Source organism: Micromonospora sp. NPDC003197 (assembly GCF_053590565.1).
Map to the genome: position 1 here is coordinate 1 of NZ_JBSFTE010000001.1, position 21,937 is coordinate 21,937.

22 protein-coding genes and 3 tRNA genes are annotated in these 21,937 nt (G+C 66.3%); 6 read left to right on the top strand and 19 right to left on the bottom strand.

The window, feature by feature from the left end:
* Window positions 1-587: 587 nt before the first annotated feature.
* Window positions 588-803, top strand: coding sequence for a hypothetical protein (locus tag ACWDV4_RS00005; RefSeq protein WP_449973549.1), 216 nt, complete (start codon window positions 588-590; stop codon window positions 801-803).
* 57 nt (window positions 804-860) lie between these two features.
* On the opposite strand, the gene ACWDV4_RS00010 is transcribed toward ACWDV4_RS00005, so the two are convergent.
* The 7 genes from ACWDV4_RS00010 to ACWDV4_RS00040 form a co-directional block, all read right to left on the bottom strand.
* Window positions 861-1,658: a carbon-nitrogen hydrolase family protein gene (locus ACWDV4_RS00010; protein WP_449973551.1), complete on the bottom strand. Its 798-nt coding sequence runs from the start codon at window positions 1,656-1,658 to the stop codon at window positions 861-863.
* 111 nt (window positions 1,659-1,769) lie between these two features.
* Window positions 1,770-2,384: an N-acetyltransferase family protein gene (locus ACWDV4_RS00015; RefSeq protein ID WP_449973552.1), complete on the bottom strand. Its 615-nt coding sequence runs from the start codon at window positions 2,382-2,384 to the stop codon at window positions 1,770-1,772.
* A gap of 32 nt (window positions 2,385-2,416) precedes the next feature.
* Window positions 2,417-3,709 carry an ATP-dependent Clp protease ATP-binding subunit ClpX gene (gene clpX, locus ACWDV4_RS00020; protein WP_449973553.1) on the bottom strand — a complete coding sequence of 431 codons (1,293 nt, stop codon included), beginning with the start codon at window positions 3,707-3,709 and terminating at the stop codon, window positions 2,417-2,419.
* 208 nt (window positions 3,710-3,917) lie between these two features.
* Window positions 3,918-4,580, bottom strand: a complete 663-nt coding sequence (locus ACWDV4_RS00025; RefSeq protein WP_449973555.1) for an ATP-dependent Clp protease proteolytic subunit — start codon at window positions 4,578-4,580, stop codon at window positions 3,918-3,920.
* Between the two features lie 9 nt (window positions 4,581-4,589).
* Complete coding sequence (locus tag ACWDV4_RS00030; protein ID WP_184536311.1) at window positions 4,590-5,231, bottom strand: ATP-dependent Clp protease proteolytic subunit; 642 nt, start codon at window positions 5,229-5,231, stop codon at window positions 4,590-4,592.
* Window positions 5,232-5,404: 173 nt separating this feature from the next.
* Entirely contained in the window at window positions 5,405-6,757 is a 1,353-nt protein-coding gene (gene tig, locus ACWDV4_RS00035; protein ID WP_449973557.1) for a trigger factor, read from the bottom strand.
* 113 nt (window positions 6,758-6,870) lie between these two features.
* Window positions 6,871-6,944, bottom strand: a tRNA-Pro gene (locus ACWDV4_RS00040).
* A 341-nt stretch (window positions 6,945-7,285) separates the two neighbouring features.
* Here ACWDV4_RS00040 and ACWDV4_RS00045 point away from each other — a divergent pair.
* Window positions 7,286-7,359 (top strand) — tRNA-Gly (locus tag ACWDV4_RS00045).
* A gap of 90 nt (window positions 7,360-7,449) precedes the next feature.
* Here the strand turns inward: ACWDV4_RS00045 and ACWDV4_RS00050 are convergent.
* The 9 genes from ACWDV4_RS00050 to ACWDV4_RS00090 form a co-directional block, all read right to left on the bottom strand.
* Window positions 7,450-8,649, bottom strand: coding sequence for a tyrosine-type recombinase/integrase (locus tag ACWDV4_RS00050; RefSeq protein ID WP_449973558.1), 1,200 nt, complete (start codon window positions 8,647-8,649; stop codon window positions 7,450-7,452).
* Window positions 8,649-8,867 (bottom strand): helix-turn-helix domain-containing protein, encoded by a 219-nt coding sequence (locus ACWDV4_RS00055; RefSeq protein ID WP_449973559.1) that lies wholly within the window; start codon window positions 8,865-8,867, stop codon window positions 8,649-8,651. The genes ACWDV4_RS00050 and ACWDV4_RS00055 overlap by 1 nt, the downstream gene beginning before the upstream one ends.
* A gap of 19 nt (window positions 8,868-8,886) precedes the next feature.
* Entirely contained in the window at window positions 8,887-10,671 is a 1,785-nt protein-coding gene (locus ACWDV4_RS00060; RefSeq protein ID WP_449973561.1) for a replication initiator, read from the bottom strand.
* Window positions 10,668-11,324, bottom strand: a complete 657-nt coding sequence (locus ACWDV4_RS00065) for a DUF2637 domain-containing protein (protein WP_449973562.1) — start codon at window positions 11,322-11,324, stop codon at window positions 10,668-10,670. The genes ACWDV4_RS00060 and ACWDV4_RS00065 overlap by 4 nt, the downstream gene beginning before the upstream one ends.
* On the bottom strand, window positions 11,321-12,748 hold the full coding sequence (locus ACWDV4_RS00070; RefSeq protein WP_449973563.1) for an FtsK/SpoIIIE domain-containing protein: 1,428 nt from the start codon (window positions 12,746-12,748) through the stop codon (window positions 11,321-11,323). The genes ACWDV4_RS00065 and ACWDV4_RS00070 overlap by 4 nt, the downstream gene beginning before the upstream one ends.
* Before the next feature lie 235 nt (window positions 12,749-12,983).
* Complete coding sequence (locus ACWDV4_RS00075) at window positions 12,984-13,151, bottom strand: hypothetical protein (protein ID WP_449973564.1); 168 nt, start codon at window positions 13,149-13,151, stop codon at window positions 12,984-12,986.
* Between the two features lie 98 nt (window positions 13,152-13,249).
* Entirely contained in the window at window positions 13,250-13,672 is a 423-nt protein-coding gene (locus ACWDV4_RS00080) for a hypothetical protein (protein WP_449973565.1), read from the bottom strand.
* Between the two features lie 120 nt (window positions 13,673-13,792).
* Window positions 13,793-14,524 carry a GntR family transcriptional regulator gene (locus ACWDV4_RS00085; protein ID WP_449973566.1) on the bottom strand — a complete coding sequence of 244 codons (732 nt, stop codon included), beginning with the start codon at window positions 14,522-14,524 and terminating at the stop codon, window positions 13,793-13,795.
* A gap of 86 nt (window positions 14,525-14,610) precedes the next feature.
* Window positions 14,611-14,907, bottom strand: coding sequence for a DivIVA domain-containing protein (locus ACWDV4_RS00090; protein WP_449973568.1), 297 nt, complete (start codon window positions 14,905-14,907; stop codon window positions 14,611-14,613).
* Window positions 14,908-15,939: 1,032 nt separating this feature from the next.
* On the opposite strand from ACWDV4_RS00090, the gene ACWDV4_RS00095 reads away from it, so the two are divergent.
* The 4 genes from ACWDV4_RS00095 (at window position 15,940) to ACWDV4_RS00110 (ending at window position 18,974) form a co-directional block, all read left to right on the top strand.
* A complete protein-coding gene (locus ACWDV4_RS00095) occupies window positions 15,940-17,220 on the top strand; it encodes a hypothetical protein (RefSeq protein ID WP_449973570.1) in 1,281 nt (426 codons plus the stop codon).
* Window positions 17,221-17,235: 15 nt separating this feature from the next.
* Window positions 17,236-17,787, top strand: coding sequence for a GNAT family N-acetyltransferase (locus ACWDV4_RS00100; RefSeq protein WP_449973572.1), 552 nt, complete (start codon window positions 17,236-17,238; stop codon window positions 17,785-17,787).
* Window positions 17,788-17,855: 68 nt separating this feature from the next.
* Window positions 17,856-18,230 (top strand): hypothetical protein, encoded by a 375-nt coding sequence (locus ACWDV4_RS00105; protein ID WP_449973573.1) that lies wholly within the window; start codon window positions 17,856-17,858, stop codon window positions 18,228-18,230.
* A 111-nt stretch (window positions 18,231-18,341) separates the two neighbouring features.
* Complete coding sequence (locus ACWDV4_RS00110; protein WP_449973575.1) at window positions 18,342-18,974, top strand: hypothetical protein; 633 nt, start codon at window positions 18,342-18,344, stop codon at window positions 18,972-18,974.
* Between the two features lie 786 nt (window positions 18,975-19,760).
* On the opposite strand, the gene ACWDV4_RS00115 is transcribed toward ACWDV4_RS00110, so the two are convergent.
* The 3 genes from ACWDV4_RS00115 to ACWDV4_RS00125 all read right to left on the bottom strand — a co-directional run bounded on the left by ACWDV4_RS00115 (window position 19,761) and on the right by ACWDV4_RS00125 (window position 21,937).
* On the bottom strand, window positions 19,761-20,327 hold the full coding sequence (locus ACWDV4_RS00115) for a hypothetical protein (protein ID WP_449973577.1): 567 nt from the start codon (window positions 20,325-20,327) through the stop codon (window positions 19,761-19,763).
* Window positions 20,328-20,458: 131 nt separating this feature from the next.
* Window positions 20,459-20,527, bottom strand: a tRNA-Ser gene (locus tag ACWDV4_RS00120).
* A 1,008-nt stretch (window positions 20,528-21,535) separates the two neighbouring features.
* Window positions 21,536-21,937: a hypothetical protein gene (locus ACWDV4_RS00125; RefSeq protein WP_449973578.1), complete on the bottom strand. Its 402-nt coding sequence runs from the start codon at window positions 21,935-21,937 to the stop codon at window positions 21,536-21,538.

Here is a 21,937-nt window from a genome sequence, read left to right on the forward strand (position 1 = left end):
ACCAATCAAATAGATCAGCCGGCCGGGGTTCAAACATAACTTGGCACTGGCTTATCAAGCACCCTGTTGAGTTCTCAAAGAACAAACACACACCAAGACATGCCAGACTAATCCGGAAAGCCCTGGGGCTGATGTTCAAGTCTATGTAGTCGGACCTGCATGGTCAGGTCGGGAGTCCGACCCTACCACTTGGACCAACCGTCCCCGCGTGTTGACGCACACCGTACCCGGTGGTCGTTTCGTTCGGGGGAAGCCTTCAGACCGGCCGACTCGCTACCTTGCGGCGCTGTCCGCCCGGCTCCTGCCGGCTTCGTTACTCTACCCGGTCGGTTTCGCGATCGCAACTCCGGCTTGCCGGTCAATCGCACCACCCGGTTCCAGTCTCGCTCGGCGGTCACCCGCCCCGAGCCTGGCGCTTGCGGTTCCGGCCGTTTTGTCCGGTGTTCCGCTTGCAGAGAGAAAGTTACGGGACCACGCGACAGAACACAAATCAACGCCTGTCAACCCGTTTCCCGAGGGCCTCCGCTGTGGGCGGAGAGCGGATCAGGAAGCGCGAACGAGGCCTTCGTTGTGCCAGAGTGTGAGCCATGACCGGTAGCTCCGGAACCTGGACGCAGGACCCGCTGCTCGGGCTCCTTCTTCCCCTGTGGCAACTGGTCATCGGCGTCCTGGTGCTGGCCGCCGTTCTCCTGTCTGTGCAACGGCTGGCCCGCCGAGGGCCTTCCCGGATGACAACCGCGATGCTGGTAACCGGAAGCGTCATCGTCGGGCTCGCCGTACTCGGCGTCCTGGTTCAGCGCTAGGACGGACCGTTCCACGCCGAGGCCGGTCACGCTGATCCGTACCGCCCGTGGACGGAGTCACATCCGCCGGTTGGCCAGGCTCGGCAGTTCCGACCGAATCCGGGCCAGCCGGGCGAGGTCGAGATCCGCGATGGTCACACCCACCGCGTCGGGTGCCTGGGCCAGCACCGTGCCCCAGGGATCCACGACCATGCTGCGACCAAAGCAGGTACGCCCCGGCTCGTGATCGCCGATCTGGCCGGCCGCCACCACGTAGCACTGGTTCTCGATGGCCCGGGCCCGCAGCAGTACCTCCCAGTGATCCCGGCCGGTGTGCAGCATGAACGCGGCGGGCACCACCAACACCTGCGCACCGCCGACGACGGTGAGCTGTCGGTACAACTCCGGGAAGCGCAGGTCGTAGCAGATGGACAGGCCCACCGGTACGCCGTCGACCGAGGCGACCACCGGATCGTCACCCGGTGCGACTCCCCGAGACTCAAGGTAGGAGACCCGACCGGGAATCTCCACGTCGTACAAATGGATCTTGCGATAGGCCGCCGCCCGCGTACCGGATCGGTCGAACAGCAACGAGGTGTTGTAGGTCCGTTCCGCGTCTGGGCCAGTCTCGTGGAACGAGCCCGCCAGCACCCACATTCCCAGCCGTCGGGCAGCCGCAGCGAAGAACGCCGCGAACTCGCCATCGACCGACTCCGGCTTCGGAGCTCGGGATCCGAGGCCGAGATAGTCGACGTACTCCGGCAGCACGGCCAGGTCGGCACCGTCGGCTGCGGCCCTCGTCAACAGTTCCTCGGCGACGGCCAGATTGGCCGCCCGGTCCTCGCGAGAGTTGAGCTGGCATACGGCGACACGCATGCATCGACTCTACGGCCGTCGACGAGCTCGGACCATCCATCGAGGCCAGACCGAAGGCCACTCCCGCAGAACGCGACGCGAGGTGCCCGCAGAACGCGACGTGGGCCGCTCTCAGGACCCAGCGTGGGTGAGGAGTGCCTCCGCCCCAACCGGACGGTAGCCCGCCGCGAGAAAGGCGCGCAGACTCGCCGCGTTGCCCGGCGCGATCTGCGCCCAGACCGGCCGCCCCTGCGGGCTGAGGTAACGCGCGGCCCCGGCCAGTCGCCGACCAAGGCCCGTACCCCGGGCAGTCTCGTCCACCTCGACCGCGACCTCCCACCGTCCGGTCAGTCCGCGACCGAGGATCAGGACGCCGCCGACGGTGATCCAGACCCGGACATCGTCGCGGTACCGGTGTGCCCGGCGTACGCGGGGATGGTCGGCGGCCCGAATCGGGGTGAGCGGCAGCTCCGGAGGCCCGTCGAGCGGATCGGCCAACAGCACCGCGTCGATGTTGTTGACGGTCAGACCAGTCTTGTCGCAGATCGCGGTGAGGAACGGCGGATTCAGCGGGGCCGACAGGTCACCATCGGCAAGCTGGTCATGCACCCAGTCCGGATCGACGTCGGCGGCCACCACCGAGAGACCTGGAAAGGCAACCACCGCTGCGGCCCGCCCGGCTGGCTGCGGGGAGGTACGCAGCCATGGGCGATCGGGCAGCTGCTCGCCCTGCTCGACGCGGCGCAACAGCTCACCGAGATCGACCCTCGATGGAGTGGTCAGGCCGACTTCTCCTCGCGGTCCCGACGCCGGCGGCCAGTGAACTCACGCGGCACGATCGTCGGGTTGACGTTCTCCAGTACGACCTCGCGCGTGATCAGGACCCGAGCGGCGTCCGGGTTGCTGGGCACCTCGTACATCACGGAGAGCAGAACCTCCTCCATGATGGCGCGAAGCCCACGGGCCCCGGTGCCGCGCAGCATGGCCTGGTCGGCGATAGCCTCCAGGGCTGCTGTGTCGAACTCCAGCTCGACCCCGTCCAACTCGAACAGCCGCTGGTATTGGCGGACAAGCGCGTTGCGCGGCTCGGTCAGAATCTTGACCAGTGCGTCCCGGTCGAGGCTGCGCACGTTGGTGATCACTGGCAGCCGGCCGATGAACTCGGGGATCAGGCCGAACTTGAGCATGTCCTCGGGCATCACCTGGCCGAAGATGTCGTCGGTCGACCGCTCCGACACCGCCCGCAGGTGGGCACCGAAGCCCAACCCGCCCTGGCCGGTACGGGACTCGATGATCTGGTCCAGGCCGGCGAAGGCACCACCGCAGATGAACAACACGTTCGAGGTGTCGATCTGGATGAACTCCTGGTGCGGATGCTTACGCCCGCCCTGCGGGGGCACGTTGGCGACCGTACCTTCGAGGATCTTGAGTAGCGCCTGCTGGACCCCTTCGCCGGAGACGTCCCGGGTGATGGAGGGGTTCTCCGACTTACGGGCGATCTTGTCGACCTCGTCGATGTAGATAATCCCGGTCTCGGCACGCTTGACGTCGTAGTCGGCTGCCTGGATGAGCTTGAGCAGGATGTTCTCGACGTCCTCACCGACGTAGCCGGCTTCGGTCAGCGCGGTGGCGTCGGCAATGGCGAACGGCACATTGAGCATCCTGGCCAGGGTCTGCGCGAGGTGGGTCTTACCGCAACCGGTGGGACCGATCAACAGGATGTTGGACTTGGAGAGTTCAACGGCGTCGTTACCCGAGCCAGGTGTCCCGGCTGTCTGCGCCTGGATGCGCTTGTAGTGGTTGTAGACCGCCACCGACAGCGCCTTCTTGGCCGGATCCTGCCCCACCACGTAGGAGTCGAGGAACTGGCAGATCTCCCTCGGTTTGGGCAGCTCTTCCCACTTGACCTCACCGGACTCGGCCAGTTCTTCTTCGATGATCTCGTTACAGAGATCTATGCACTCGTCACAGATGTAGACCCCGGGGCCCGCGATGAGCTTCTTGACCTGCTTCTGGGACTTGCCACAGAAGGAGCACTTCAGTAGGTCGCCGCCGTCGCCGATCCGTGCCACCTACGTTCTCCCTGCATTCATCGGCCGGCACGCCGGCCCTGCCCTGAGGACGCTCATGTCCCGTCAGTCTCCGCTCCGCTCGCCGGTCCGCCCGAGGAGCGGTGCAGACCCGACGTTACCCGCTGCGGGAGTTTTCTCCGACCCCAAAAACGGGTGTGTCAGGGGCTGTCCGATAACACTCGTTCGGCCAGCCCCTGACCCGGGTTGCTCAGCGTGCGGCGTTCGCCGCCAGCAGCCCCTTCTTACGGCTGGTCAGAATGGTGTCGACCACACCGTATTCACGGGCTTCTTCAGCCGTCATGATCTTGTCACGGTCAATGTCCTTGCGGACCTTGTCGACGGGCTGGTTGCAGTGCCGCGACAGCATCTCCTCCAGCTGGGTCCGCATCCGCAGGATCTCGCGGGCCTGGATCTCGATGTCCGAGCCCTGCCCGTATCCGCCCTCGGTGGCCGGCTGGTGAATGATGATGCGGGAATTGGGCAGCGCCATCCGCTTACCCGCCGTACCGGCGGCAAGCAGCACCGCCGCCGCACTCGCCGCCTGCCCCAGGCAGACGGTCTGGATGTCCGGGCGGACGTACTGCATTGTGTCGTAGATCGCCGTCATGGCCGTGAACGAACCACCGGGCGAGTTGATGTACATGATGATGTCGCGATCCGGGTCGGTGCCCTCAAGCGTCAGCAGCTGGGCCATCACGTCGTTGGCCGACGCGTCGTCCACCTGGACACCGAGGAAGATGATCCGGTCCTCGAACAGCTTGTTGTAGGGGTTGGACTCCTTGACCCCGTACGACGTGCGCTCGACGAAAGACGGGAGAACGTAGCGGTTGTGCACAGCCGCGAACTGGGGCGGCAGGCTCAGGTCAGTCATCGTCAGCTCCTAGCTCAGGGTCCCGGCGCCTTCCGGAACCTGCGTGGCTCCGGTGATCACCTTGTCGATGAAGCCGTAGTCCTTGGCCTCCACCGCGGTGAACCAGCGGTCGCGATCCGAGTCAGCCTCGATCTGCGCCTGGTCCTGGCCGGTGTGGTGCGCGACCCGCTCCTGGAACATCCGCTTCGTGTAGAGCATCTGCTCTGCCTGGATCGCGATGTCCGACGCGGTGCCGCCCATGCCGCCGGACGGCTGGTGCATCATGATCCGCGCGTGCGGCAGGGCGTAACGCTTGCCCTTGGTGCCGGCGCAGAGCAGCAGCTGCCCCATTGACGCCGCCATGCCCATCGCGACCGTGGAGACGTCGTTGTCGATGAACTGCATCGTGTCGTAGATCGCCATACCGGAGTAGACCGAGCCACCCGGCGAGTTGATCCACAGGTTGATGTCGCGCTCCGGGTCTTCGGCGGCGAGCAGCAGCAGCTGGGCACAGATGCGGTTGGCGACCTGGTCGGTCACCTCACTGCCCAGGAAGATGATGCGCTCCTTGAGCAACCGGTTGTAAACCGAGTCGTCGAGGTTGCCAATTGAGTCCCCACCGCGGGCCTCGGTCACCCGGAGGGGCATCGCTGGGATATGCATTTCGGTCATGGCAGCCCTTCGCTCTCCGTACCGTCTTACGCCCGACACTAACCGGTCACTGGGGCCACAGAGCCCCTCTCGGGACAGTGTTCGCTCTCAGCGCACCCCTTCATGGCGTACGCCAGAACGAGTCCGGCCACCACGCGCCGCAAGCGACACGGGGCGGCCGGACGACGTCAGGATCAGTGCTCGTGGTCGTGGTCGTGCTCGTCAGCGCCCTCGCCACGCACCGCGTCCAGGGTCACCACGTTGCCAGCCGAGTCGGTGATCTTGATGCGCTCCATCACCGAGGACAGCGCCTTACCCCGCCGTACGTCGCCGAAGACCGCGCCGGCAGCGCCGGAGCGGACCAGCTGGTCGTAGTACTGCTGGGGAGCCATCCCGGCCCGCTGCGCGCGGTGCACGATCTCGTGCCCGAACTCGTCGTCGGAGACCTGTACGTCCTCGGCGTCGGCCAGGGTGTCGAGCAGCAGCTGGATCTTGACGCCCTCGGTGGCCGCCTCGGTCAGCTCGGCGTCGATCTGCTCCTCGGTCTTCTCCTCAGCGGCGAGGTACTCCTCGAGCGAGGCACCGATGCGCTCCAGCTGGTCGACCATGGCCTGCTTGCGGTGCTCAACCTCGTCCCGGACGACGCCCTCCGGCGCGGGCACCTCGGCGGCTGCCACCAGCTGCTCCAGGGCCTTGTCCCGGGCGGCGTAGATCTGCTCGACCTTCTTGCCCTGGGTCACCCGCCCGCGCAGGTCGTCACGCAGCTCCTCCAGGGTGTCGAACTCGCTGGCCAACTGGGCGAACTCGTCGTCCAGCTCGGGCAGCTCCTTCTCCTTGACCGTACGCACGGTCACCGCGACGTCGGCGTCCTGACCAGCGAAGTCACCGCCGACCAGCTGGGTCACGAAAGTGGTCGATTCGCCGGCTGAGAGCCCGACCAGGACCTCGTCCAGTCCGGGTAGGAGCTGCTTGCTGCCGACCTCGTGGGAGATGTTGGTGGCCGATCCGCCCGGCACCTCCGCGCCGTCGACCGTCGCGGCCAGGTCGATCTGCACGAAGTCGCCCTCCTGGGCGGCCCGCTCGACCGTCTTGAGGGTCGCGAACCGCTGGCGGAGGCCGTCCACCTGCTCGTCGATCTCGTTGTCGCCGATCTGGACCTCGTCGACCGTCACCTCGATGCCGGACAGGTCGGGCAGGATCAGCTCCGGCCGTACGTCCACCTCGGCGGTGAACTTCAGCACCTCGCGGTCGGTCAGCTCGGTGATCTCCACCTCGGGGCGACCGAGAGTCTTGATCTCGTGCTCGCGTACGGCGGTGAGGATGTTCTCCGGGATGGCCTCCTGCACCGCCTCGTTGAGCACGGCACCCCGGCCGACCCGCTGGTCGATGACGTTGGCCGGCACCTTGCCACGACGGAAGCCCGGCACGTTGACCTGCTGGGCGATCTCCCGGTACGCCTTCTTGAGGCTCGACTCGAGCTCGACGAACGGCACCTCGATGGCGAGCCGCACGCGCGTCGGGCTCAGAGTCTCGACGGTGCTCTTCACAGGCGTACTCCTTGACAGATCTCAGTCTGATATGGGCGTGATTCGGCTCATCGAGTGTAGGCGAACCAGCATGTGGCACCGGCGGCACCCGACGCCGCGGTCGTCTTTCACAGTCGGGGTGGCGGGATTTGAACCCACGGCCCCTCGCTCCCAAAGCGAGTGCGCTACCAAACTGCGCCACACCCCGTGGCCGACGAAGAGTGTATGCCTTCCGTGCCCGGTCGCGCCCGCTGGTATCGGCGCGGCGGATACGAGACCCCCAACGACACCTCACCGAAGCCCTCTTATAACCCTCCGTACCGGGTCATATACGGCCTCGGTCGCGGTGGCGCGGGCCACCGACAACGACCGACCCACCAGCTCCGCGACCAGGCCAGGCTACGCGATCAAGTGGGCTCCGTGACCAGGCCGGGAAGGTTCAGGGGTACGCCGCAGGCGACATCGATCGAATCCTGGTGGATACCCCGTCGCCCCCAGCCACCTAGACCGGGTACGCTGTTCCCCACGTCCTGGGTAACCAAGACGTACGCGGGCGTAGCTCAATGGCAGAGCTTCAGTCTTCCAAACTGACGGTGCGAGTTCGATTCTCGTCGCCCGCTCCACCAGCAACGGCCCAGGTCAGCGAGCACATCGCCGCACCTGGGCCGTTCTCGTTCCAGCCTTCTTCGATCTTGCGGGCCATTAGCGGGCCATTAGCCGATCCGGGCCGGTATGCCGGCCGCACCATCGTCGGGGTCAACGCCCTTCCGACGACGCCGGACCGTCTTCCGAGCCGTGGGCTGAGCCTTGGCAATCCGGCGGTCCATTCCGGCCGCGATCTCCCGATCACGCTCGCTGTTCGCGTGCTGGTAGATAAGCGCCGCTCGCATGCTGGCATGCCCCATCCGATGCATCAGATCCCGGGTACTCGCCCCGGTTGCGGCAGCAAGGTTGTTCCCCGTGTGCCGTAGATCGTGAAAGTGAAAACCCTCTGGCATGCCGGCCGCCCGCAGAGCCTCCACCCACTTCACTGCCCGGCGGAAGTTCCCGGTACGCAGCGCCGCGCCCTTGTCCCCCGTGAACACCAACGCGTCGGGCTCGTCCCCCACGTACTCCTTCAAGTGGCAGTTGAGAGCGGACCTGGCAGCGGCCGGGAGCGCGACCGTACGGACGCTGGCCGCAGACTTCGGTGGACCGAACTCCAGCCGATTACGCAACGCCGCCAACTTGCGAGGCACCCGCACCACTCCGGCCGCCAGGTCGATATCGGAGCGCCGCAGCGCCACCAGTTCGCCCCATCGCAGACCGGAGAACGCGGCTACGAGTACGAGGGCAGAGAACCGGGGCGGCATCTGGTCAGCGAGCGCGAGCACCTGGGCTACGGTGGCCACCGGTCGTTCCGGGGTGTGATAGCGGTCATACCCAGGGATGCGGCACGGGTTCTGCCGAATGATCTCGTCTTCCTTGACGGCGGTGTTGAGAATCGCCCGCAGCAGCGAGTACGCCTTCACCGCCTGGGGCTCGGTTGTTCCCCCGTCGAGGAGCTGTTTACGCCAGCTCCGAATGGTCTGCGGCTTGATCGCGCCCAGGGCCAGGCTGCCAAGGCGCGGCCGGATGTGGAGCCGGAACAGATCTTCGTAGTTCTCCCGCGTACGCGGTTGGAGTTTCCGTTCAGCGATCCACTTCTGCCCATACTTGTCGAGCCGGACCTCACCGGCCTCCGGAGCCGACCATTCGCCCTTGATGATCTCCGATTCGATCAGCGTGAGCCATCGGATCGCCTCCCGCTCGGTCACAAACGTGTGTGGAGCAGTCCGGTCGATCCCGTCCGGGCCGGTATACCGAGCCTGGAACCGGCCAGATGCTCGCTTTCGCACGTTGCCGAAACGACGATGCCCCTTGCTGTTCGCCATCAGGCGACCTCCCCCAGGTAGCTACGCAGGTGCGCACGGGTCATCGGGACGACCCGGTTCCCCTCGATGTAGGCGGTGACGGCGGACGCCTCGAAGCGCACCAGGCGACCGACCTTGACGAACGCGATGCGCCGCTCAGCTACCAGCCGGCGCACGAATCGCGGTGTTGCTCGGAGGCGAGCGGCGACCTCATCGGCGGTCAACAGCTCGTCATCCATCCGGTTCCTCCTCGTTGGATCAGGCAGCGGGGGCCAAGTGATCGATCGGCGTTGCCGAAACAGCGGCGGCTGTTCGTTGTCGGGCGGTGTTGAGGTCTGCCCGCCAGCGGATACGGGCCGAGACGGCGCGCAGGATGCGGTGTTCCAGGGGTAGGACGTCGGGGTCTTCGGGTCGGGCCAACTCGAACCGGTAGCGCTGTGGCCCGTCCGGTTCGGTCACAGCCTGGTCGTGTTCCTCGGTGTCGGCCATGCCGCCAGCGAGGATGGCCCGGACCCATGCCCGGTTATCCGCCCGGTGGTCGGCCAAGGTCTTGCCGGACCACTGACGGGAGACCAGTACCCGCCGGCCGGTAAAGCCGAGCGTGGACCGTTGGTGGACTTTTCCGGTGCAGCGGCCGGGGGTCAGGCCCGCCTTGACCCCGTCGGGTTGGACGCCGTAGAGGAGCCAGTTCGCGCACGTCGGCGAGCACGGCAACACCGACAGCTCAGCGTGGAGCCGGTCGAAGTGCGCCTTCTGCGCGTCCGATCGTGGCTTGGCCTGGTCGGTCAGGTCCTTGGTGACGTACTTCGTGACGTAGCGGATGGACCGCTCGGCATCCTTGGTGCCCTGCTCGATGCCGCGCGCGTCGATCCGGCCGAGCCGAGCGACGTACGCCGGGCGGCTGTCGGGTTCCTCCAGGGCGTCGAGGGCTTCCGCCCAGGTGGGCAGCGGCTGCCTTGTTTTCGGGGCGACGTATGCCTGTTGGTCGACGTCCCAGACCGGCGGCTTGTCGACGCTGTAGACAAGCCGGTCGACGTGGGGCCACCACACCTGGTGATACGTCGCGGCGGCGATCTGCTTCAACAGCCGCCGGGGCAGGGTGCCCCGGATGGCGAAGTGCGCGTGCGGGGCCAACCGGCGTTGTAACTCGATGGCTCCGGCGTATTGGACGTTCCAGCCGGCGGCGCGGCGGACGTTCTGCCACCACCGGTCCAACACCCGGGCGAAGTGGATCGCGTCCAAGGCAGCCCGCCGGTAGTCGTAGCTGGTCGGGTCGACGGGGGTACCGAGCACGTCATCGTGTTGGCCGTGCCGCTCCCCACACTCACACGGCGCGATGTAGGCACCCCGGCGGAGGTGGGAGTGCACCGGCCCGTGTGAGCCGAGGGTGAGCGTGACCAGCATCGACGGCCGGTGCGTCTTGCCCGCCTTCCCGCTGTAGGCCCGGCCCACGGTGCGCGGGTCGACAGGAAGCCGGGGCAGGTCCGGCGAATCCTGCCGCCGTTTCGTGGACCGCTTCCGCCGAGGCCGCTCATCCCGCTCTTTCGGCGTCAGGTGCCCGCGTAGGTTGGTTTCGGCCAGGGCCTCATCCAGCTCGACAATGCCCTGATCGAGGTCAGCGATCAGCGCTACCCGGTCATCGGGGTGCATCGGCTGGTATTGCAGAGCCTCCCGTTCGAACTCCATGTGCGCCCGCACCCGCACCAGCGACAGGACATCCTCACCCGGCTCGTCGGGTCGGATGGCCGGCTCGTCCGCCAGGTGCCAGCCCTCGCGGATCTGTTGGATGCGTAGCCGCCGGTTGCGTTCCGCGCACGGCTTGCACTTCACGGCCAGGGTCGCGCCGCAGGGGACCTCTACGACTTCGGTCACCCCGGTCACGGTGTCGGTACGCCGCAGCGCCAGAGGCCGGACGCACACGCCGTTTTCCTCAGCAAGGCGCTTGAGCGCGTCCTTGGCCAGGGGCATACGCATCCGGTCGGCCCGGGAACCCGGCCGAGGCGGTTCCCCGGCCGGAATCACGGTGGGTTGGGGGTGGGTCATGGGGTGGCCTCCGCAGATGCCGAAGGGGTGAACCGGGTGCCATTACGCGCGGCGAAGGCGGTCGCCGGTACCGGAACCAGTCCAGGCCGGTCAGACTCCCGACGGACCAGATCGACCATCGCCACCTGGTCGACGGAGTTGGTCCGCTCGTCGGACCGGTCGGTGTCCTGCTCGACCTGCGCCGGGGGCAGTTCTTCCGTGTCGTCGTCTTCGACTGGGACCAGGTCAGCCGGGTACAAGTCAGCGGCTGGTGGCGTCGGTTTGACGTTGAGGACGAGTTTCGACAGGCCGAGGAACGCCAGCGCGGGTACGGCGGACAGCAGCCACCCGGACAGGCCAGGCTTGGCTACCGCCAGTTGTGCCGACAGGGACAGGGCCACGGCGGCGACGAGCAGGAACATCGGGTAGCCGACCGGGCCGCCTGTGCGTCGCCGTTTGCGGATGGTGAGCAGGGCGGCGATGGGGATGAGTTCGGAGATCGCCGCGTTGGCCCAGCCGAACCAGTCCCCGGTACCGGCCGGTGAGTGGGTCATGGTCCAGTCGTGGACGTGGGTGAACGACGCCGCCCCCGCCAGGCCACCGACGATGAGGAGGATGAGGACCAGGACCACGCCCTCGAACCGGTCACCGATGCTGGACGCGGTGGTCTTCACGCCGCCACCTCCCGCCCATCGGTGTCGTCCAGTCGCCGGTAGTCGCAGCCCAGGTCACGGATGTCGGTGTCGGTGAGATAGGAGAACCGGACCCGGACGGGTTCCCGCACACCATCAAGGGCCACATAGCCGACCCCGGGCGAGGTTTCCGGGATCCGGTCACACACCGCACCTCGGTTGCGGGCACCGTCGCCGAGGACCATGTCCACCTGTTCCGGTTCGGTCAGCCGCAACGCAATGCGGGTCGGGAACAGGTCCCGGAACGGCAGCACGTCCTTACGTGGGTCCTGCAACGCCGCGACCACGTGCACCCCGACCGCCCGGCCCTGCGACAGGAGCAGTCCGAGGGCTTCCCGGATCCGGTCGCGGACCTTCCGATCAGTCAGATAGGCGGTGAGTGCGGCCAGCTCGTCGACGACCAGGACGATCAGCGGCTCATCTGTGGTCGGGACGTGTTGGCGGGTGACCCCACGCAGTACGGCGGCGCGTTGCCGCATCCGTTTCACGGCCTCTTCCAGGACCCCGGCCATGCTGTCCGGATCGTCGTAGGCGAACCGCGCGAACAGCGGCACCCCGGCAGCGAGTTCCATTCCGCCCTTGGGGTCGAACGCCCACAACTCCACCAGGCCCGAGCGGACACCACCCGCCAACGCGCGGATTAGCGACCAGATCACCGAGCCTTTGCCGGAGTTCGTCGCCCCCGCGATCAGCACATGCGACCCGGCCAACCGCAGTCGATACAGGTCCCCGTCTTCCCGGTAGCCGAGGGGCAGGCCGTCCAGGTCCGGCACCACCGGCACCGGCAACGGCTTCACCATCGCGGCCAGGGGGTCGCGGCGGACGAAGTGCAACACCACCCGATCCGGCCGGCTCGTGCTCTGTGCCCGGCCCTCACGAAGCCGGAACGCGTAGGCGAGACGTTCCGCGGCCTGCCCCCAGTCATCCGGAATCTGACCGGGCAGCATCCGCACCGTCACCCGATCCCCGAACCGGTCACACCGCACCGACAGCAGTTGGGGCACGTAGCGGTCACCGGCGAACGCCGTCGCCAACCCACAGGTAGCCATCACCGAGGCCCAACCACGCCGATAGACCCACAGGCGACGCCACCGAGCCACGACCGGATACCAGCCGAAGCGCAGCCACGACGCCGGATGCCACCGCCACCAACCGAGACAGAGCCCGACCACGGCCAGGACCACACCTACGAGCGTCGGCCAGCCGAACCGCGCCCAGATCCACCCAGCGACCAGGGTTGGGGCGGTCAGCCACCAGTAGCGGACCGCCAACACCGACATGCGGACCAGGCCCCGTAGCAGCCACCAGAAGACCAGCAACCAACCCGGAATCCGCCACGCCGGAAGCCGCACGTTCATCGGCGCGACCGGGACCTTCTCCCCCGGAATCACATTGATCAACGGCACGACCAGTCACCACCCCAGACAACCCGGGACCGGCGCGGCCGAGCCAACGTCGCCAAACACATGCGGCACGCCATCCGCCGCAGATCAAACCGACGAGGCTTCACCCACTCCTCGCAGTGCGGGCAGTAAATCGCCACCACCCGAGCAGCAGCCGGCGACAACCCAACTGCCCGGCGTAGGACGGCTTCGACCTCACGGCCGACGTGCCGCAACCACACGAGACGAATACGGCGCATCACGACCACCTCCGACGCAGCCGGTACGGCGACGGGGTGACGTCCGAGCAGGTGCCGCAGACGAAGGCGAACGGCGGCATCGCGACCAGCTCGTCGCAGACCTCGCAGTGTCGCCACACCTCGCTACGGCGGGTGGAGACACGGGCGAGCTTCACTAGCATGGGCATCGCAGCCCTCCCCTTTCTGAGGGGTTGAAGGGTTGGGAAGCGCGGGACGGGCCGGGATCTTTGGACGGACGAAGGCCCGCCCCGCGCGGTTGTTCAGATCAGGCAGCAGCGGCAGCGACAGCGGCCGGCTTGATCGCCGAAGCCCGCAGCGAGTACGCCATGCGTGCCTTGCACTGCCCCGATGACTTGCACCGCTGCGAATCGACGTACGGGGTCAGCGTCAGACCCTCGAACTGGATAGCCGGCGGGTAACCCGGCACCGCCGACGCCGGAGGAACCGGCTGATGCGGCGCGATCACCTTCACCTTGACCTCAGTGGACCGACCGAACTTCCCCGCATCCGGGTCCAGGTCCAACACCCGAACCACCCACACCCGCTCACCCGTCTCCTTGTCCCGAGCCTGGTTATCCGGCTCACCACGCCGCTCGAAGTCCACCTGCGCATCCACACCGAGACACAGCGCCCCAGCCGGGAAGACGTAGTCGAACGGAACCGGCACCTTCAACGTCAGCGGAACCACGGCAGCACCTCTCGACCCAGAACCAGCCGCCTAATAACTCGGCTAGTTGACTTGTTAAGTGGCTCGAAAGTAGTTCGCGTTCACTTGACTTGTCAAGTGGTTGAGTCGATCTCGAAAGTGTCAGTCCAGCGGGTAGACGTCTTCCAGGTCGTGGCGGGAGGCCGGGAGCAGGACATCGACCGCCAGCAGCGGCACCCCGCGCCGGTCGCAAATCGCCAGGAGCACAGTCAAGATCGGATCGCTCTGGCCGACCTGCAACAGGGACGCTTCATCCGAATCCGGGAGGCGAGCGGAGATACGTTCGCTGACATGATCGAACCGTACGGACTTGCGGGCGGTCAGGTGCCGCAGCAGCCCTTCCGAAAGCGGCTTCCCACTGCTCACGTCGGTACCGTCGGCGAGGTTGACCGGCAGGTATGCCGTACTCAGTTCCACCGGCCCGAGCCCGTCGACCGTCACTAGGAGTCGGCGAGCGACCAACGGCGTACCGGCGTCTACGCCCAGTGTCGACGCGGCCCGAGTCGGGGCGGGAATAACCTCTGCCGAGAGGACCGTAGAGCCCGGCGGCTCCACCACGTCCAGCACCGTGTACCCGCGTTCGCGCGTTGGCCGGGAGACACGAGCCGGACGGCCGAGAACGAATCGGCCCTTGCCCTGGCGGCTCTCGATCCAGCCATCCTGGCGCAACAGGTCCAAGGCCCTGACCACGACCGGGCGAGACGCGCCGAATTCGTTGATCAACGCCGTTTCGCTGGGTAGCATCGCCCCGGGCGCATAGGTGCCATCTTCGATGCGCTGCTGTACGGCGTTGACAATCACGACGTACTTCGGTGGCGCGACCTCGATCGGCATCCGTTTCACATCCCCTAGATGACAACTCAGCTTGTCAAGAGGCTATCTGCGCTGCTAGAGGTCTGTCCATCCGAGGAGTGGTCGGCTTAATGACGCCTTGATCCAGCCTGTCGGCTCTGCCAGTCACGTAGCGCCTGCTTTAGCCGCGCGTTCTCTTCCCGGAGCCCGTCTTCGGCTGCGTCCCGGGCTATCAGCTCGTCGACGACGCGCCGCACGAACGCGTAGACCTGTTCCTCGACCAGGCCGCGACGCCCGACCCGGGTACGACGGAACCGGATCGCTCTGACCCGCTCTGGCTGTAGGCGGGCCAGCCGTACCACAGCCGGAGCCATCCCTACCGCTGGCCGAGTGACCGGCCCGGCCTTGAACCGACGGTCAGACACGAGCACCCCGCGTCGGTCTAGCGGCTGGTGTGACCGTTCTCCGGTTGGTTGCCGTAGCCGTCGGACCCATAGGCCGCCCTGCGGCGGGAGCAGTGGTTACCGGGCGGCGAGACAGCAGGCGAAGGCCGGCAATGCGGACCCAGATCTCACGACGCTCCACCGCTTCGCCCTTGTCATCGAGGGTGTAGCCGATCAACCAGATCCAGCCCCGGTAGGTGTCCCGCTCCGGCAGCTTCGTGACCCGGAAGGTCAACGCCTGGCTACCTCGGAACTGGGGCGAAGCCTCGCCACCAATGCGGAACACGTCACCCGGTTCCGGAGTGACCCCGCGATTCCCTGACGACAACGGCGCAGACATCCGCCTGACCCCCTTGTTGAATGGCGCCGGAGTGGGCGGGGATCGGCCGCCGGCTCGTTCTAATCCCCTCCAGAATTACGAACCGGTCTTATACCTACCCAGCACCCACCCCGGCACCGCTCTTACCTGGTCGACGGCTCACCCGCGCCAGGAGCACATGAACCGCTCACACCCGTGCCACCGCAGTCGGGACACACCCGTCTCTGCATCCGCTGCGGGTCATCGGGTGCCCGAAGCGCGCGCCTGGGGCTGGCCAGCTTCCAGCCCCGTCCCTCGCACGCACCGCACCCCCCAGGCGCAACGGACGCTCCGGCGACCGGCTCGACGCGCGACGGCCGAAGGCGAGCAACGCCATGACCGCACCGGGTTGCCGACACCGGTCCGGTCCCGGTCGGGTACGACGCCGACACCTGCGCCGCACTCGACCATCCGTTGCGCCGGCCGTTGCGCGATAACCTCAAGTCACCAAGCGATACGTTGTGTGAGCGGTTCACGTGGAAGATCGTGCATCGACCCATGGAGACCCATCGAGGGCCTGCGTAGGCACCCGTAGAGGACATCCCAGGGACACCACGAGGACCTGTATTGCTGGAAGGACCTGTCGTAGGCGAGCGTGGATGTGAGCCCTTCAGGAAGGCGACAAGATGGCCCGGGAACGCCGCGAACCTCGCACCGTGTTGGAGCATCTGATTCAGCAGGGCGACCGCACATACGAGGAACTGGCCGACGAGTTCTCCAAGGTGGACGCACGGGCCGCGATCAGCGCCCGGCACCTCGGACGGCTGGCACGCGGTGAACGGGACATGGCCGGGTCGACACCGGCCACCCGCCGCGCCCTGGTGGCGCTCTTCGGTAAACCAGTCGAGGAGTTGCAGCGTCCCTGGGCTCCTGACCACCCCTCCACCGCGCCCGAGCAGCACGGCAGCCTCACCCTGCCCGGCGTGGGTCCAGAAAGGAACATCCTCGCCATGGCCGCCCAACGCGCCCGTCAGTACGCCATGCTCGCCGCCGAAGCCACGACCCCGGCCGCCATCGGGCAACTCGCCGAAGAAGTACAGCGCCTCGCCCTGGCCTACCCGCAACGCCCGGTCAGCCACATCATCGGCGACCTCGCCGAAACCCAAGACACCCTGTTCACCCTGCTCGAACGGCGGCAACCACCCAGCCAGTCCAGAGACCTGAACTTCCTCGCCGGCATCACCAGCGGCCTACTCGCCAAGGTCTCCCACGACCTGGCCGACCCGCACTCGGCGATGCTGCAAGCCCGCACCGCCGTACTCTGCGCCGAACAAGCTGGACACCCCGGCCTGCAAGCCTGGCTGCGCGGCCTGCAATCCCTGGTCGCCTACTGGGCTGGTCGGTACGCCGAAGCCGTCCGCTACGCCGAGGCTGGTCGTGAGCACGCCGCGCAGGCAGGCGGCACCACCGCCGTGTGGCTACCCGCCAGCGCCGCCCGCGCCTACGCCGCCCTCGGTAACGCCGAACACGCCAAGGCCGCCATCGCCGAAGCCGAGCAGGCATGGTCCCGGGTACGCCCCGACGAGATGGACGAAATGGGCGGCATCTGCACCTTCAACCAGCCCCGCACCCTCTACTACGCCGCAGACGCCCTCGCCTGGCTCCCCGACGAGGCCACCACCGCCGAGGACTACTCCACCCGGGCCGTCAACGCCTACGCCGACCCCCACGACCCCGCATGGGCCTTCGGCGACCAGGCCGGATCACACACCGACCTAGCCATCGCCCGAGTCGCCGGCCGAGACCTCGACGCCGCAGCCGACGCCATCGCCCCCGTGCTCGACCTGCCCGCCGACCAGCGCATCAACGGCATCGTTCACTCCGTCCGCCGCGTACACCAAGCCATCACCCGCGCCGGACTCGCCAGCGACGCCCGCGAAATCATCGATGGAATCGAGCACTTCACCCACACCCCCGCCAACGCCCTACCCCGATAAGGCACGATCAGCCATATGTACCCGATCACCATCCCCGGCCGCGTCATCACCTTGCGCGAACTGCGCCCCGATGACGCGGCCGACGCGTTCTCGATCGTCGGAGACGACCGCGTCACCCAGTCCCTGTCCTTCGACAGCCGCGACCAGGCCGCCACCGTCGCCATGATCCAAGGCGCAATCAGCCGGGCACAGCTCACCCCACGCACCGAGTACTACCTGGCCGTAGCAGACAACAACGACCGAATGATCGGCTTCGCGCGGATCGGCCTCACCGGCCACCAGGCCGCCAAACTCGGGTACGCCATCCACGCCGACCACTGGGGCCACGGCTACGCCACCGACGCCGCCCGCACCCTCATCAACTACGGCTTCCACCAACTCCGGCTACACCGCATCACCGCCGCCATCGGCCCCGACAACACCGGCTCCATCACCGTCGCCCAACGACTCGGCATGCAGTACGAAGGCCGACTCCGCGACCACGTCTACACCAACAGTGCGTGGCGAGACTCCCTGCTCTACTCCATCCTCGCCCCCGAATGGAAAGACAGCCCTACCCAGCCGTAGCGCCACATGCGCTGGCTGACCGGCACGCGATGATCATCCGCACCACCGTGCGTCTGTAGCATTCGGACATGCGCGACGCAGCCACGCCCCCGGACGACGGCCCCGACGCACACCACCCCACCACACCCACACCTCAGCAGCGCGCAGCCAACATCCGAGCCAACGCCGCCGAAGTCTGGGAACGAGTACAGGAATGGCGCGACTCCCCGAACTGGCACGGCAACGAGACCAACCAACGCCGCTACCAGCTCACTGCCAACGCCATCAACGCGCTCGACGCTGTACCCGATCCACGCACACACGCCGAAGTCTCGGCTCTGATCAGCGCCGTCCGCCCCATTCTTGCCGAGTGGCGACCCAGCCGCCCCGGACCCGAACAAGCCATCTACGCCGCAATAGAACGCCTTGATCATGCGGCTACCACAGATTCCACCGATCAATGACGAGCTGCTATACGGCGTCTTCAAGGCGACCCTGGCGGGTCGCTCCACAGGAGGGCGGCCGACGGTAGAAAGGATGACAGGCGAGGTGCGAGCACCGACTACGGTGGGGCAATGTGGACGGCATTGATCGGCGCTCTGGCCGCTCTTGTAGGGATTATAATCGGGCAAATACTGGCACGTAGCGGAGAATATCGAAAATGGATTAGAGCCGAGCAGCACAAGGCGTGCGCTAGTTTTCTAGAAGCCTGCGAATCAATTAAGCTGCAACATGTCACATATACCGCAATCAGGGAAGTTGCCACCGCTGCCGGTCGGTCTAATTTGCGAAAATCGCCAGAGATTCGCGCCCACGTTCGCAACATGATTGAGCACCAGCTGGGCGGTGAATATTCATCCGAGTTGAGCAATGAAGATCTAGAGGAGGCAATCGATCTACTTTTCGAACATAGTTCCGATGAAATCGATGCCGCCCTTGCAAAACAGGGGAAGGCTAGCGTTGGACGGGATGAAAAATCACACTTGGATGAAGTTGTCGCAGGCACAACACGCCTAATGCACGCAATCGAGTCCCTTCGTCTAATATGTCCCGACTCGGTAGCCGAAAAGGCGGATCGCTTGCATATTGCGACGCTTGGCTTCCTTTCCGCAAAGAATGACCACAAGGAGGCCGACAGAATTTACGCACAACGCCGCGTAGAGTTTACCAAAGAAGCTCGGTCACTATTCTTCAGGAAGCTAGGCTGACGGAAGCATATCTGCGATGATCTAGCAGCCGATCACCGGACTCATGTCGCCGAGGGGACGATATGCAGCGCGTCCGCTACTGCCGCTGGGAGCACGCGGAGGCATGGCAGATCAGTTGGCGGACGAGTGTTGCGCATCAGTCGACCGAGGACACCGCTTCAAGCGAACGATTGCCGAAACACTCTCATTAGGATCAAGGCGGCCCGCAAGCGGGCCGCGCCGGCCCGGCCCCGGCCTGCTGGCGACCTCCGGCCGGCATCGGCCGGGCCGGCCGGGCCACGCTTGGGAGACGACAAGACCAGAAGACCTCGGGGCTCCGCCCCGAACCCCGGCCCTCCTCAGAGATCAGCCAGGGGCGGACCACCTCGCCGGGCACCGCAAGGGCTACCAGCCTCCCCGGACCGGGTCCAGGTCGTACGTCCGGTAGGGCGCTCCACCTGGACCCGGTCCGGGAGGCTGGACGGTCGGTTACTGCCCGACGAGGAGATCCGCCACTAGCGAGACCGGCGCGGCAAACTGGTCTGACTCCTGATGGCAGATGAGGCGAGGAAGATCTTGAGCGCATCGGGACCATGGTGATCACAGATTCGCTGCGCAGTCTTCAAGTAGGCACGGTGACGGAGGTAGCCAAAGGCTGCGGTGATGGCGGGGATCACCAGAGCTGGAACCAGGATCTGAAAGAACTCAGGCATGGCAAACAAACCCTTCGGGGCTCGTTTCCCGGTACCCATCTCCGGGTGGCCACGACGGGGGACCTAAGAGAATCCTTGAAGTCACACACACACGTCAGGTTGCGGCCGAGTTCTTGTCAACTTGTGGCTCGATGCTACCAGCTGCCCGCTTCGGCTTTGGTCTCCACACCACCGGCTCAGGATGGAACACGCGCCGCGCTAGGCCACGTCTGACCGTCTCGGAGGCGTGGGCGCGAAACTCCTCCACAGACTCCAGCGGCCCATGCCAGCCGTGGATAAACGCCAGAACGTCAAGCATCCAAGCTCGTTCGAGCTTGGCTTGACCATGCCGACAACCGGCAGGCCACCAGACCATCGGGCCACTCCAGTCATCAGAAAAGACCCAATTGAGGAACCCAGGACTGGTTTTGTACTTCAGCTTGTAGCCGAGAAAGAGGTATCGGTAACCACCCACAGTCAGCGGCAGACGTACCACCTCCGCCAAGCTGCACCCGTTCACCGGGCAGCGGATCTCGTACTCCCGCATCGCTCGCTTGGTGTGCTCAGCCAAGCCTAGGTACCACACCCCCGCTTCACGGGCGCGGTCCCAGCACTCCGCGCGCTCTGCCGCGACATCACCATACGAGGCGAAGTTGGGATCGGCTTCCCCAGGACGCAACATGAGCCGCTCCTCATCGTGCCCGCTACATGCCCGATCGGACGGACAGCGAGGGCCAACCAAAGTCAACAGCAGTGGGAGACGACGAAGGCCCTTAACTTGCGTTTCCGCAGTTCAAGGGCCTTGCCGTTCCCTGGTGGCGGGTAGAGGATTCGAACCTCTGTAGCCTTCGCGGCGGATCTACAGCTCGCCCTAGACCCGCCGAAGCAGCGTACGGTCAGGCGAGCCATGCCATTTACTGGTTGTCGGAACCACGACAGCGATCATCCGCGACTGTCGTGACGATCGCGGGGGTGGGCACCCGCCATCGAGGGCTGGGCGATCGACTGCCGCGCCGCTGCGCGGCTTGCCACCGATTACGTGGCCGAGGCTCGCGGTGCCCAGCGCGAGGCAAGCCGCCCCGGCCCGAAGGCCGGGGCGGGAAGCCCTACGACGCCCGCCATCCGGGCCATTAGCGGGCCATAAGCCGGTGTCGCGAGCGGTCACCAGCGGTCAGTACCGGTCACCACCACCCCACCGCCGAGCAGGCACTTCGGACAGATCAGGTCAGCCGATCACGATCTTCCAAACTGACGGTGCGAGTTCGATTCTCGTCGCCCGCTCCACCAGTAACGGCCCAGGTCAGTGACGTAATCGCCGCACCTGGGCCGCTCTCGTTTCAGCCTTCTTTGATCTTGCGGGCCATCCGCGTGCCACTAGCCGATCCGGGCAGGCACGTCGCCAGCGCAGTTGCGCCCAAGTCGTTCGCGCGCCAGTGGATCGGTGCCACTCACATGCTCGCGTGGCCCGATCCGGCGCCTCAGATCCCGGATGCTGGCCCCGGTCACGGCGGCCAGACTGTCACTCAGGTGCCGCAGCCAGTAAGGGTGAAAAACGGCGGGAACGACCGATGCTGGCAGCTGTGTGGGTCGCTACCGTGATGCCCGTGACAACCTACGGCGTGGAAGCGACAGCCATGGACATCCTGCTCGCCGGCACCGCTGTCGCCCTGGTCGGATGCGCTGCCTGGATGGTCTTCCAGAGCCGCCGCGGGTCGACGGTTCGGTTTTTCGGGCGGACCGTGCCGCACCCACAGCTGTGGGCTGCAGGCGCAGCCTGCATGGGCTTCTACGTTCTGCTGGAGCTAGGAAATCTGACGGAGGTCACGCCCAGCGCTTGGCGCGCTCCGAGCCGGTGGATCAGTGCTGTGCTGTTACTGGCCGCGTTGGCTCTCATGGCCACCCGCTGGGTCCTTGCCTCTCGCGGCAGGCGTCGGACTGGTCGTTAGCAGCAAATCCCGCGTACGAGGCCCAGGAGCCCGGCTGGAAACTGCGGGAGGGAGGGTATGCGATCGCGTTACCGGTGCAGTCGGAACCCTCGTACAGGGTGATGGTCTGGAAACCGCCGCTCCAGATGAGGTACCACTGCGCGTCGGGCGACAGCGGGTGGCAGAGGCCGTCGGGCGCGGCCTGCCTGCCCACCTGCCTGCCGACTACAAACGTGGGATTGGTGGAATAGAAAACCAAACCTTCGTCGGGGTTCTTGACCGACTCGCCGGCGGACGCAAGCGTTGCGATCAGCGAGGTGGTCGAGGCTGCGACGGCGAGGCCGATAGCGGAACGCGTCCAGCCCAC